This window comes from Deminuibacter soli (assembly GCF_003412455.1).
In the GTDB taxonomy this organism is placed as follows: Bacteria; Bacteroidota; Bacteroidia; order Chitinophagales; family Chitinophagaceae; genus Deminuibacter; species Deminuibacter soli.
The window spans coordinates 107,408-120,303 of record NZ_QTJU01000013.1 but is presented as its reverse complement, the minus strand read 5'-3'; the positions used below and the strand labels follow the sequence as shown (position 1 = coordinate 120,303).

Sequence of the window (12,896 nt, the reverse complement as noted above, 5' to 3'; positions counted from 1 at the left end):
CGAACAGAGAAGTTAAGCCCCTCATGGCCGATGGTACTGCACCAAAATGCGGGAGAGTAGGTAGCTGCCATATTTATTAAAAAGAAGCCTTGTTCGCTCTGTTGCGGATGAGGCTTTTTTGTTTGGGAGATACAGCAAGGTAACAACACCCAGCTGTTAGCGGATAGCTGCAAGCTTTTAGCGAAGCACACAGCAGCGTCGCAAGACGACGGCTTTGAGTTTTACCTATTGCCTATTCAGTATTACCTATTGACCAGTGATCCACCACACATACTTCCCTACGCTTTCAATCACTCACTACTCACAACTGACCACTCACTACCAGCCGCTCACAACTTCCCCTGACATCTCATCAGTTACCACCCCGCAGGCACGTTTGTTGTTGCGGAAATATGTACATTTATCTAAACCAAAAGAGGAGCAGTTATGGCTTTTATAGATTATTATAAAACGCTTGGAGTGGATAAGAATGCATCAACAGATGATATCAAAAAAGCATACCGCAAACTCGCCAGGAAATACCATCCCGATTTAAATCCCAACGATACCGCAGCGCACAAAACCTTTCAGCAGCTGAATGAAGCCAATGAGGTGCTGAGCGATCCGGAGAAGCGTAAAAAATACGACCAGTACGGCGAAAACTGGCAACATGCAGAGCAGTTTGAACAGGCACGCCAGGCGCGTCAGCAAAGCGGTTCTGCGGGCTGGGATGAGCAGGCGTTCAGTGGTGGTGCAGGCGGCGGTTTTGAAAGCGAATCAGGATTCTCCGATTTCTTTGAATCACTGTTTGGCGGTGGCGGACGTTCGCGCAGCAGGCGCAATACCCATTACCGCGGGCAGGATCAGTCGGCCGAGTTCCAGGTAAGCCTGGCCAGCGCTTATACCACACACCAGCAGGTGCTCACCGTAAACGGGAAGAATATCCGTATTACCATCCCTGCGGGTATTGAAAACGGGCAGGTGATTAAAGTGAAAGGGCATGGTGGCGAAGGCATTAATGGCGGGCCCAACGGTGACCTGTACCTTACGTTTGTAATACCCCCCGATCCGCGCTTTACACGTACCGGCAATGACCTGCATATGACCGTTGACCTGGATTTATACACCGCCGTATTGGGTGGTGATGTAGTAGTAGATACGCTCGACGGTAAAATAAAACTAAAGGTGCCGGCCGAAACGCAGAACGGTACCAAAACCCGCCTTAAAGGCAAAGGGTTTCCTGTATATAAAAAAGAAGGTGAGAAGGGTGATCTTTTTATTACCTACGCTGTTAAAATTCCTACCAACCTGAACCCGCAACAAAAAGAACTGTTTCAGCAACTGGCCAATATGTAACATTTAAAATTGCTTTCTATGGCATTAGAGGAAATGATTGCGGCTGAAGAACTTTGTATGCACTACCAGGTGCCTATGTCGTTTCTGCAAAATCTGCAAAACATGGGTTTGCTGCAATGCAATGTGGTAGAAGAGAAACTGTTTATCGGGTACACGCACCTCGGGCAACTGGAAAAGATGATACACCTGCACTACGACCTCGATATTAATATTGAGGGGATAGAAGCCATTCTGCATCTGCTGGAGAAAATAAACCACCTGCAGCAACAGGTACTGGTTTTACGCAACAGCACCCATTAGCTTGGGCCATTCGCTGCAGCCAAACTTTAAACATCAAAACATTAAACAAAAAAGCCATGACCGCGGTCATGGCTTTTGTATATCAACAATCCTGTAAGCTTAGTGCGCGTAATACTGACCGGCAGGTATTTTAAATACCCTGCTGCGCTGCAGTTTTACAAACTCGCTGTTGCTGTCTGTATGTGCCGAAACCCAGGTGTTGTAGGCAGATTCATTGGTGGCACTATTGAATATCCACTGGTTGTAGGCTTCAAAAGTGTTTTGCTGTACCAGCTGCTGAAAATGATCAAACAAACGGAAAGGGTATTGTTTGGCATATTGTGCAGTCCAGTCCTGCGTAAATTTCGTGCGTATTTTATTGAGCGCATCCGGTGTAACACCATCATTGGCCAGGTTGCTGTATGTGGCGAAAGTGCCGGCAATGGCCCTGGTAAAAGGTGTACCCTGTTTTACATAGCCATTAAGCAATGCAGGCGAAGAAAACAGTTGTTTATAATCATCTGCAAGCATCACCTTGGTAGAAGCAGTGCGGTCTGTGAGGCTCTCAATATTAATGAATATTTCTCCATACAGCACAGCCCAGAGCAGGTTGCCCTGCTGATCGTAATAGTGGGCGGCATTGAGGTAATTATTGCCATTGTTGGGGTCAATTTCAATACCCTTTTCCCAGTATTTGATGGCATCATTGAGCTTGTGCTGAACAGCCAGCAGATCGCCTGTTTCGCTGTACAGTATACCGCTTTTGGGGAAACGTGCCAATCCTTTTTTGTATAACTTCTCACAATCTGAATAGGCTGCGGTTGCTTTATAGCAAAGGCCCAGCAGCTGGTAACAGTCGTCATCAGCATCGGGGCGTTCAATCAGCTTCTTGCCTGTTTCCAAACCATTGCGGTAATCTTTGCGCATATAGTAAGCATAGGTAAGGTCTTTCAGGATGTTCACATTATTGGGCTGCTGCTGGCTTGCGCGCGTGAACAGCATAATGGCATTGTCTAAATCGCCCTTGCGTAAAAAAGCTTTGCCATTTTCATAAGTAGAACTGGCTGCAGTGGTATCCTGCGCATGGGTAAAGGTCGCGGTGGTACTGATTAGTAAAACACACAATAAAATCTGCTTCATAACAATCATTCTTCTATTGATAAATAAGATGTGTTAATAATCCATCTCTCAGTTTGGGCTCAAACCAGGTGCTTTTGGGAGGCATTACATTACCGCTGTCTGCAATGGCAAATAATTGCTCAATGCTTACAGGGTACAGGCTGAATGCAACCGCCATTTCCCCGCTGTTAACGCGCTTTTCCAGTTCGCCCAGTCCCCTGATGCCGCCAACAAAATCAATGCGTTTATCTGTACGCTGGTCTTTGATGCCCAGCACCGGATCGAGCACATTGTTCTGCAGAATGCTTACATCCAGCACACCAATGGGATCGGTGGTAAAAGTACCTGGTTTGCTCTGCAGCAGGTACCAGCTACCGTCTAAATACATGCCAAAGTCGTGCAGTTGCGTGGGATGTACCGCCTTGCTGCCCACCCTGGTAACGGTGAATTGCTTTTCCAGCGTAGCCAGCAGTTCTGCCGGGGTAAGCCCGTTAAGGTCTTTTACCACGCGGTTGTAATCCATTATATACAGCTGGTTCGAAGGGAAAAGTGTTGTTAAAAAGTAATTGCTGCCTTCTGTAGCGGCACTGCCCAGGGCCTTGCGCACTTTGGCGGCAGAGGCTGCGCGGTGATGCCCGTCGGCGATATAGGTTACCGGTACTTCAGTGGCAAATAACTGTGTAATCTGCTGAATGCAGTTATCGTCGTTTACAATCCACACAGTGTGTTGTATACCATCTTCAGCAGTGAAATTGTATACAGCATCTTTGGTGTTCTTCCATTTGTCAATCAGGGTATCAATATTTTCCTGATTGCGGTAGGCGAGAAACACATTGCCTGTTTGGGCGCCGGTTGTTTTGATGTGGTTAATGCGATCCTGCTCTTTTTCAGGGCGGGTAAATTCGTGTTTTTTGATGATGTCTTTTTCATAATCATCCACGCTGCTTACGCAAACCAGTCCTGTCTGGCTTCTGCCATTCATAATCAGCTGGTAAATGTAATAGCAGTCTTTTGCTTCGCGGAACAGCAGGTCGCGCTTGATAAACGCATCGAGATTTTGTTTGGCGCGTTCGTATACCTGCTGATCGTGCATGTCAACGGTATCGGGTAAGTCTATTTCACTTTTGGTGATATGCAGAAAAGAATGCGGATTGCCTTGTGTTTCAATTTTAGCCTCTGCACTGTTCAATACATCATAGGGTTTACTGGCAACCTGTTTGGCAACCTGTGCCTGCGGCCTTAGCGCTTTGAATGGTTTAATAACAGCCATAAGAATCGGATAACATCCTTTTGTTTTTGGAAAATATTGGTTACGGCGTTTCCTCTTTGTGTGTATTTGTTAGTTGTACCTGTTGGCGAAATCTTTCATTAAATCGCACATGGCCTGTACACTGCTTAATGGTAATGCATTGTACATCGATACGCGCAATCCGCCCACGCTGCGGTGGCCTTTAACGCCCACCATACCCAGCTTTTTACATTCGTCGAGAAAAGGTTTTTCCTGTGCAGGATCCTTCATCACAAAAACAGCATTCATCAGGCTGCGGTCTTCCGGTGCAACGGTGGCTACAAAATTCGGCAGCGATTCAATGGTGCTGTACAGCAGGTGTGCACGTTCTTTTGCCTTCTGTTCCATCACAGTCAGCCCGCCGTTTTCTTTAATCCAGCGCAGGGTAAGCATGCTCAGGTATATAGCGAATACAGGCGGCGTGTTTAACAGCGCGCCTGCTGCAATATGCTCGCGGTAGTCCATAATAGGCGGAATGGTGCGACTGATTTTGCCGAGTATGTCTTTTTTAACCACTACCATGGTTACACCTGCTGCACCCATGTTTTTCTGCGCACCACAGTAAATGAGGGAAAATTTGTCAAACGCCATGGGGCGGCTGAAAATATCACTGCTCATATCTGCCACAAGCGGTACATGGGTTTCAGGAATATGATGCCATTGTGTACCCTCTACCGTGTTGTTGGTGGTATAGTGCAGGTAGGCCGCATCGGCTGGTATGGTAAAATCTTTATTGATGTAGGTATGATTCCTGTCTTTTGAAGAAGCAACCACATTTACGTTACCAAACAGTTTGGCTTCTTTAATGGCCTTGCTTCCCCAGATGCCGTTATCGCAATAGGCTGCGGTGGCATTGGTATCGAGCAGGTTCATGGGCACCTGCATAAACTGCGTGGTGGCGCCGCCGTGCAAAAACAGCACTTCGTACGAATCGTTGAGCTGCATTAAGTCTTTTACACTTTGCTGTGCCTCGTGCAGCACTTCTTCAAACCACGATGTTCTGTGACCGATTTCGAGGATAGAGAGGCCAATATTGTTGTAATTGATAATGGCTTTGGCGGCTTCTTCCAGTACCGGCTGCGGTAAAATAGAAGGGCCTGAATTAAAATTATGCATGTTCATCCTTGTAAAATCCAGTTATATAAGCATGGTGAATAATCAATCAACTTCCGTAATGCCGCCTGAGATAGCAAATTTCATGGCTTCGGCCGGACTTGTATCTTTTAAAGGTTTGACTTTGTCTCTGGGCACAAGATAAGTAATTCCTGAAATTGCGTAGGAATAGGGCACATATACCACCATATGGTCTTCCATATCAAAATGCGCAGCACTTTCCTGTGTAATAAACCCGATGCGCCAAACGCCGGCAGAATCAACGTTTACGAGCACCGGTTTGTCGAACTTCTTTTTATTGCCCGAAAAGGCTTCCAGGAAATCCTTTACAGAAGTATAGATGTATTTAACGCCGGGCGTATTCTCCAGCACTTTATCAAATACATGTACCAACCTGCTTACAAAGAAGAAAGAGGAAATCCAGCCAACAAACAGCACAATCAGCAGTGCCACTACAAAGCCAAGGCCCGGTATGCGGCGGAATTCGCCCGATTCGCTGGTATACATGAGTTTGGGAAAGAGGTCGTGCAGAATGTTGGGCAAAATGCTGTCGACCGCCCTGAACAGCCACAACACCGCATAAACGGTAATGCCGATGGGGGCGAGAACAACCAAACCCTGGAAAAAATACTGAATCAGTTTACGCCAGTGCAGTGCAACGAAAACCTTTCTCTTGAAGGTTGACATGATGATGATTTGAAACACGAATTTCATGAATTGTGCTGAATTATCGGGCGCAGTGCTGTTTAATACATACGAAAGCCTGTTTTTACCACGCTGCAGCTGCGTAAATGCAGCTTCATTCATCCATTTATACGACCGCTGGCCCCTAAAATGAATAAAATTTAGTCACGGAAACTCTGATTACAAAAAAAGTTTCCATAGTTTTACCTCCGATTTTTAGCGTTATGGAAATGAGAGACAGAATACAGCAGAAAGCAGAGGAATTGTTCAGCAGGTATGGCATCCGCAGTGTAACCATGGATGAGATTGCCGGCCAGCTGGGGATATCCAAGAAAACCATCTACCAGTCGTTCGAAGACAAGGAAGAGCTGGTGGCTGCCGTATTTGAGGGGCATATGAACAAGAGCAGGGATTTGTGCATGGCCGACAGGGACAGATCGGTTAATGCGGTACATGAAATTTTTATGGCGCTTGAAATGATGGAGGAGATACTCGCCACCATGAACCCGTCTATTTTATACGACCTGGAAAAATACCATCCGGGCGTATACCAGAAGTTTATTGAATTCAAGAACAGCTTTATGTACACCAGTATTGTGGAAAACCTGGAAAGAGGCATAAAGGAAGAGTTGTACAGGGCAGATATTAATGTAGATGTGCTGGCCCGGTACCGCATCGCCAATATTATGATTGCCTTTAACCTGGATGTTTTTCCAAAAAACAAATACAAGGTGGTGGAAGTGGAAGAAGAAATACTGATACATTTTTTGAATGGCATTGTCACACCGAAGGGCCTGAAACTGTTACAGAAATATATACAGCAACGCAGAGAACAAAAGCAGATTTAGTATACAAAAAAAGCAAATATGATACATCGCAGTACAACATTATTGTTGTGCATGGTAACCCTTATTGCCTGTACGGCCGCTGCACAAACGCGGGATACGGCTGCCACTGTGCATGCCTTCTCGGTTCAGCAGTGTGTTGAGTACGCCCATAAAAACAACAACCAGGTAAAAAACGCCCTGCTCGATTTACAGGTACAGCAGCAAACCAACCGTGGCATTACCTCTGCCGCCCTGCCGCAAATTAATGCAACCGCGGGTTTAACAGACTACCTGAAGATACCGGTAACCCTTGTACCTGCCGAGTTTTTCGGCGGCGCTGCAGGTACCTATGCACCCGTTCAGTTTGGTACCAAATACAACGCCAGCGCAGGCATTAACCTGCAGCAGGTGCTGTTCGACGGGCAGGTATTTGTGGGTTTGCAGGCACGGCAAACCTCTATTGATTATTACCAGAAGAACATCGAGATTACAGAAGAAAACATCAAGGCCAACATATACAAAGTGTATTACCAGCTGGTGGTGAGCAAAACACAGGTAGACCAGATTGACGCCAACATTGAACGGCTGGAAAAGCTGCTGCACGATACCAAAGCCATGCACGACAATGGTTTTGCAGAATCGCTGGATGTAGATAAAACATCTGTACAGCTCGCCAACCTGCAAACTGAAAGGCTGAAAACAGTGAACACCATTAACAATGGCTACCTGGGTTTGAAAATACTCATCGGCATGCCGGTGAAAGAAGAACTGACACTGACAGACAACATCACCGACGAAGACATTAAACAGAACGCGCTGGACAGTGCTTACCAGTATGAAAACCGAAAAGAATACCAGGCACTGATGCTGAGCAAAAAGCTGAACGAGTACAATGTAAAACGGTATAAACTGAGTTACTTTCCCTCGTTGTCGTTAAACGGTGCTTACAGCAAAGCCGCATACAGAACGGAGTTTGACGTGTTTAACAAGGGCGACTGGTTTACCACCTCGTACATTGGCCTGAATGTATCGATCCCGATTTTTGACGGATTGCAAAAAGACGCCAACATTAAAAAAGCACGCCTGCAAACACGCCAGGTAGAAAATCAACTGGAAGACCTGAAACTGAGTATCGACAACGATGCCACGAAAGCAAGAAACGATTTTAAATCGGCCATTGCTACCATCGACTACCAGAAACGCAACATGACGCTGGCGGCGAATGTGTACAACCAGACAAAGAAAAAATACGAGCTGGGACTTGCATCCAGCACAGATTTAACCAATGCCCAAACCGATTTGCGTACTTCTGAGAGCAACTATATATCTGCGCTGTACGATGGAATTATAGCCAGGGTAAATTACCTGAAAGCAACCGGACAACTTAAATAACAAAAACTACAAACCTACAAACCAAGATATATGCAAAAGTTGGTGAACATAGGAATACTCGCCATCGCTGTAACCTTCGCTTCGTGTGGTGCAAAAACAGATGACGGCACGCTGGCCGCTAAAAAAGCAAAGCTGGAGAGCCTGAAGAAAGAAGTAGCAGCGCTGGAAAGTGATATCGCTAAAACAGATACTGCAGCCGGCAAGGAAGAACGCCCCAAGCTGGTAACCATCGATACATTGAAACCATCCGGTTTTACCCATTATATAGACCTGCAGGGTAAGGTGGAATCGGTAAACGTATCCAACGTAACACCACGCACACAGCCCGGTCAGGTGAAAGCGGTATTTGTAAAAACAGGTGATATAGTAAGCAAAGGCCAGGTACTGCTGCAGCTGGATGATGTGGTAGCCAAACAAAACCTGCGTGCTGCAGAACAGGGATTAGGCTCGTTAAAAGCACAGCTTGACCTTGCAAAGGAAGTATACCGCCGCCGCAAAAACCTGTTAGACCAGGGTATTGGCACAGAAGTGCAGGTACTGTCTGACAAAACCAGTGTAGACAGCTATGAAAGCCAGCTGAAATCTGCCCAGGAAAATGTAAAACTCGCACAGGAGCAGGTAAACTTTACCACCGTTCGCAGCGACCTCGATGGTGTAGCCGATGTAGTAAACATACGTGTAGGTGAAACCTTCAGCGGTGCCAACCAGATCAGGATTGTAAACACACATGATCTTAAAATAACCACGCAGATACCGGAAAACTACCTGGGCCGCGTGCATGTGGGATCGCATGTAAAAGTTACCCTGCCCGATATTAACCGCACCATTGATGCAATAGTAACCGTTGCTGGCAAACTGATTGACCAGGACAGCCGCAGCTTTTACATTGAAGCTAAAATACCCAGCGACAAAGACTTTCATCCCAACCAGCTGGCCCTGGTTAAAATACAGGACTACAGCGCACCTGGTGCCTATACTGTTCCGCTGAACACCGTGCAGACAGACGAGAAAGGCAAATACGTAATGGTGGCTGTAACAGAGAAGCAGAAAGTGATAGCGAAGAAAAGAGCCGTTGTTATTGGTGAACTGTATGGCGACCGTATTGAAATAAAATCCGGTTTGCAAACAGGCGATCATGTAATTGTTGATGGTTACCAGAGCCTGTATGAAAACCAGCTGTTAACAACTGATGCCCGATAGATCAATCCATTCTAATTGCCTAACACTGATAGTATGAGTGTATTAGAGAATATAAAAGACACGTATAAAAAGTTTGGGCCTACCAACTGGGCTATTTCGAGTAAAACATCTATCTACCTGATGATGTTGTTCGTGAGCCTGGTGGGTGTGTACAAATTTGCGACCCTCCCCAAAGAACAGTTCCCGGACATTGTGATACCTACAATATATGTACAAACCATATATACAGGTAACTCTCCGAAAGATATCGAGAACCTGGTAACCAGGCCCATCGAAAAACAGATCAAAAGCATCACCGGTGCCAAGATCAAAAAATTCACCAGCACCTCGCAGCAGGACTACTCTGCGATTATGGTGGAGTTTGATACGGAAGTAAAAACAGATATCGCCTTACAGAAAGTAAAAGATGCGATAGACAAGGCCAAGCAGGATTTGCCTACAGACTTAACGCAGGAACCCACCGCACTGGAAGTGAGCGTAAGCGATCAGCCCATTATGTATGTGAACCTGAGCGGTGATTACGACATGGTGCGTTTGAAGAAGTTCGCGGATGATATGAAAGATCGCCTGGAAGATTTGCCGCAGATTAACCGTGTAGATATTGTGGGTGCACCTGAACGTGAGTTCCAGATTAATGTAGACAACTACCGCATGCAAAGCGCCGGTGTTACCTTCGATGATATCAGCAATGCAGTATCACGTGAAAACATGGACATCTCCGGCGGCCTGCTCGATGTGGGCAACATGAAACGCAACCTGCAGCTGAAGGGGCAGTTTAAAACTGCTTATGATATTCAGAAAGTAGTGCTGCGTAACTCAAAGGGATCGCCCATTTACCTGAAAGATATTGCAGAGATTAAAGACACTACCAAAGAGCGCGAAAGCTATGCACGACTGGACGGCAAAAACGTGGTTACGCTCAACATCATTAAACGCAGCGGTGAAAACCTGATTGAAACCAGTGATGGTGTAAAGAAAATGGTAGATGAAGCACGCGGCGTATTATATCCCAAAGACCTGAAAGCCGTGGTAACCGGTGATCAGAGCACCAAAACAAGAACATCGTTTAACGACCTCGTTAACTCTATCGTGATCGGTTTTGTGCTGGTGTTGATTGTACTGATGTTTTTCATGGGTGTAACCAATGCCTTCTTCGTGGCGCTATCTGTACCGCTGAGTATGTTTGTAGCCTTCTGGCTTTTACCTGCTGCAGATTTAATTGTGGGCACGCACGTAACACTCAACTTTATAGTACTGTTTGCGCTGCTGTTTGGCCTGGGTATTATTGTGGATGATGCGATTGTGGTAATTGAAAATACGCACCGCATTTTTACGGAAGGCAAAGGGAAACTTTCTGTAACGCAATCGGCACGTATGGCTGCAGGTGAAGTATTTGTGCCTGTACTGGCCGGTACCTTAACCACGCTGGCGCCGTTTTTCCCGCTGCTGTTCTGGCCGGGCATCATTGGTAAGTTCATGGTGTACCTGCCTACCATGCTCATCTTTACACTGGCGGCATCACTGGTAGTGGCTTTTATCATGAACCCGGTATTTGCGGTGGATTTCATGAACCATGAAGACCATGAAAACAAAGAACCGAAATCTGCCATCTTTAAAAAGAAAGGCTTCTGGATTGCGATTGTATTGGCCATATTGTTTGATTTAGCCGGTGCTACTTTCTGGGGCAACCTGCTGTTGTTCTTTATGCTGCTGGTATTGTTAAGCCGGTATGTACTGGATGGGGCTATCCACTATTTCCAGCACCACGGATTGCCGTGGATTATGAGCCATTACGAAAACCTGCTGCGCTGGGCATTGAAAGGCTGGCGCCCGGTGTACCTGCTGCTGGGTACAGTTGGCTTGCTGATTGTATCGTTCATCATTTTTGTAATAGCCATATCAACACAGCATGTGGGTATTACCTTTTTCCCGAAAGGTGATCCCAACCAGATATATGTGTACCTGAAACTGCCGGTAGGCACCAATGTGGAATACACCGATTCTGTTACCCGCGTGCTGGAAGGCAGGGTTAACAAGGTGCTGGGTATTGTAAATGGTAAAACCAACCCCGCGGTAGAAAGTGTGATCAGCAACGTGGCAGTTGGTGCAAGCGACCCTACCAGCGGCGACAGAAGTACGCGCAGTGAGCTGGGGCGTATACAGGTATCGTTTGTGGAGTTTGAGAAAAGGGAAGGAATTTCTACCCGCCCTTACCTCGATGCCATACGTGCCGAGATGAAAGGTATTCCCGGGGCAGAGATCAGTGTAGACCAGGAAAGCAGTGGCCCTCCTACTGATCCCCCGATCAATATTGAAATAGCCAGTGAAGAATTTGATGACCTCACCAAAACAGCCGTGAACCTCAAAAACTACCTGGATTCTATACAGGTGCCTGGTGTGGAAGAGCTGAAGATGGATATTGATTTAAAGAATCCTGAGATAACCTTAACTGTAGACAGGGAGCGCGCCCTGATTGAAGGCGTATCTTCTGCGCAGATTGGCCTGGCTGTGCGTACAGCGTTGTTTGGTAAAGAAGTATCGAAGATTAAAGAAGGAAAAGACGAATACAAGATCCAGCTGCGTAACAATGAGCTGCAACGTCACAGCCTGGTTGACCTGCTGAATATGAAAATATATTTCAGGGATATGGCCACAGGCGGCTTTAAAAACATACCCATCGCCTCGCTGGTAAAGGTAGAGCCAACCAGCACACTGGGCAGTGTAAAACGTAAAAACCAGAAACGCCTTATCACCCTGCGTTCAAACGTGCTTACTACCAAAGGGTTTAACGCTACCGGTGTAAACGCAGTGCTGGCTACACACATCAAAAACTTTAAGAAATTACCTGATGGTGTTACTATCAAACAAACCGGCGAAGGAGAGCAACAGGCAGAAACAGGTGCATTTTTGTTGAATGCTTTGGCTATAGCACTCGGACTTATTTTGCTGGTACTGGTATTACAGTTTAACAGTGTGAGCAAGTCGGTGATTATTTTAACAGAGATTATATTCAGTGTAATTGGTGTATTGCTGGGCTTCTCTATCACCGGTATGGAAGTATCGGTACTGATGACTGGCCTGGGTATTGTTGGCCTGGCAGGTATTGTGGTGAAGAATGGTATCCTGGTAATTGAGTTTGCCGACGAGCTGCGCGGGCGCGGTATGAAAACACGTGAAGCGGTGATTGCTGCAGGTAAAACGCGTATTATCCCGGTGCTGTTAACAGCGCTTGCTGCGATACTCGGGTTTATTCCCATTGCAGTTGGTTTTAACATCAACTTCATCACCATGTTCTCTGAACTAAACCCGCATATTTATTTCGGCGGTGATAACGTGGTGTTCTGGAAACCATTGTCATGGACCATCATATTCGGTTTGGCTTTTGCCTTCTTTATGACGTTGATTATTGTGCCTGCGATGTACCTGATATCAGAGCGCCTGAGAAGACCGATGCGCCGGATGTATGGTGGAAAATGGATTTCGATGATGGGTATTCCGCCGCTTACATTCCTGTTCATTCCGCTGGTGTTGGTAACGATGGTTGTACACCGGGTTAAAAGAAGAAGACGTGCCAGGAGGCTGTATGGTAATCCGAAAGTAAATGAGGCATTTACCGGCAGCTGGTTCTAAAGAAAAAATAGTCAACTTTTCGGATACAG

The 12,896-nt window shown here is 46.3% G+C and carries 10 protein-coding genes; 6 read left to right on the top strand and 4 right to left on the bottom strand.

The genetic code is table 11. The features are described from left to right. The first annotated feature begins 426 nt into the window (after window positions 1-426). Window positions 427-1,335, top strand: a complete 909-nt coding sequence (locus DXN05_RS22820; RefSeq protein ID WP_116849620.1) for a DnaJ C-terminal domain-containing protein — start codon at window positions 427-429, stop codon at window positions 1,333-1,335. A gap of 18 nt (window positions 1,336-1,353) precedes the next feature. Further along, entirely contained in the window at window positions 1,354-1,635 is a 282-nt protein-coding gene (locus DXN05_RS22815) for a chaperone modulator CbpM (protein WP_116849619.1), read from the top strand. 99 nt (window positions 1,636-1,734) lie between these two features. Here the strand turns inward: DXN05_RS22815 and DXN05_RS22810 are convergent, their stop codons facing one another. The 4 genes from DXN05_RS22810 to DXN05_RS22795 form a co-directional block, all read right to left on the bottom strand. Further along, the gene (locus DXN05_RS22810) at window positions 1,735-2,754 is read right to left on the bottom strand and encodes a tetratricopeptide repeat protein (protein WP_147314048.1); all 1,020 of its coding nucleotides are present in this window, start codon (window positions 2,752-2,754) and stop codon (window positions 1,735-1,737) included. A gap of 13 nt (window positions 2,755-2,767) precedes the next feature. After that, window positions 2,768-4,003 carry a DUF1015 domain-containing protein gene (locus DXN05_RS22805; RefSeq protein WP_116849617.1) on the bottom strand — a complete coding sequence of 412 codons (1,236 nt, stop codon included), beginning with the start codon at window positions 4,001-4,003 and terminating at the stop codon, window positions 2,768-2,770. A gap of 69 nt (window positions 4,004-4,072) precedes the next feature. After that, on the bottom strand, window positions 4,073-5,137 hold the full coding sequence (gene serC, locus DXN05_RS22800; protein WP_245975284.1) for a 3-phosphoserine/phosphohydroxythreonine transaminase: 1,065 nt from the start codon (window positions 5,135-5,137) through the stop codon (window positions 4,073-4,075). A gap of 42 nt (window positions 5,138-5,179) precedes the next feature. Then, entirely contained in the window at window positions 5,180-5,941 is a 762-nt protein-coding gene (locus DXN05_RS22795; protein WP_245975283.1) for a DUF502 domain-containing protein, read from the bottom strand. Window positions 5,942-6,048: 107 nt separating this feature from the next. Between DXN05_RS22795 and DXN05_RS22790 the strand changes: the two genes are divergently transcribed. The 4 genes from DXN05_RS22790 to DXN05_RS22775 are packed head-to-tail and all read left to right on the top strand — an operon-like array spanning window position 6,049 to window position 12,867. Next, complete coding sequence (locus DXN05_RS22790; RefSeq protein ID WP_158559412.1) at window positions 6,049-6,666, top strand: TetR/AcrR family transcriptional regulator; 618 nt, start codon at window positions 6,049-6,051, stop codon at window positions 6,664-6,666. An 18-nt stretch (window positions 6,667-6,684) separates the two neighbouring features. Beyond that, window positions 6,685-8,037, top strand: coding sequence for a TolC family protein (locus DXN05_RS22785; RefSeq protein WP_116849614.1), 1,353 nt, complete (start codon window positions 6,685-6,687; stop codon window positions 8,035-8,037). Between the two features lie 30 nt (window positions 8,038-8,067). Further along, a complete protein-coding gene (locus DXN05_RS22780) occupies window positions 8,068-9,237 on the top strand; it encodes an efflux RND transporter periplasmic adaptor subunit (protein ID WP_116849613.1) in 1,170 nt (389 codons plus the stop codon). Between the two features lie 33 nt (window positions 9,238-9,270). After that, the gene (locus tag DXN05_RS22775; RefSeq protein WP_116849612.1) at window positions 9,271-12,867 is read left to right on the top strand and encodes an efflux RND transporter permease subunit; all 3,597 of its coding nucleotides are present in this window, start codon (window positions 9,271-9,273) and stop codon (window positions 12,865-12,867) included. Window positions 12,868-12,896: the final 29 nt, after the last annotated feature.

Coding starts and splice junctions, on each gene's coding strand:
- DXN05_RS22820 (WP_116849620.1), top strand. CDS start 427: ATGGCTTTTATAGATTATTATAAAACGCTTGGAGTGGATAAGAATGCA.
- DXN05_RS22815 (WP_116849619.1), top strand. CDS start 1,354: ATGGCATTAGAGGAAATGATTGCGGCTGAAGAACTTTGTATGCACTAC.
- DXN05_RS22810 (WP_147314048.1), bottom strand. CDS start 2,754: ATGAAGCAGATTTTATTGTGTGTTTTACTAATCAGTACCACCGCGACC.
- DXN05_RS22805 (WP_116849617.1), bottom strand. CDS start 4,003: ATGGCTGTTATTAAACCATTCAAAGCGCTAAGGCCGCAGGCACAGGTT.
- serC (WP_245975284.1), bottom strand. CDS start 5,137: ATGCATAATTTTAATTCAGGCCCTTCTATTTTACCGCAGCCGGTACTG.
- DXN05_RS22795 (WP_245975283.1), bottom strand. CDS start 5,941: ATGAATGAAGCTGCATTTACGCAGCTGCAGCGTGGTAAAAACAGGCTT.
- DXN05_RS22790 (WP_158559412.1), top strand. CDS start 6,049: ATGAGAGACAGAATACAGCAGAAAGCAGAGGAATTGTTCAGCAGGTAT.
- DXN05_RS22785 (WP_116849614.1), top strand. CDS start 6,685: ATGATACATCGCAGTACAACATTATTGTTGTGCATGGTAACCCTTATT.
- DXN05_RS22780 (WP_116849613.1), top strand. CDS start 8,068: ATGCAAAAGTTGGTGAACATAGGAATACTCGCCATCGCTGTAACCTTC.
- DXN05_RS22775 (WP_116849612.1), top strand. CDS start 9,271: ATGAGTGTATTAGAGAATATAAAAGACACGTATAAAAAGTTTGGGCCT.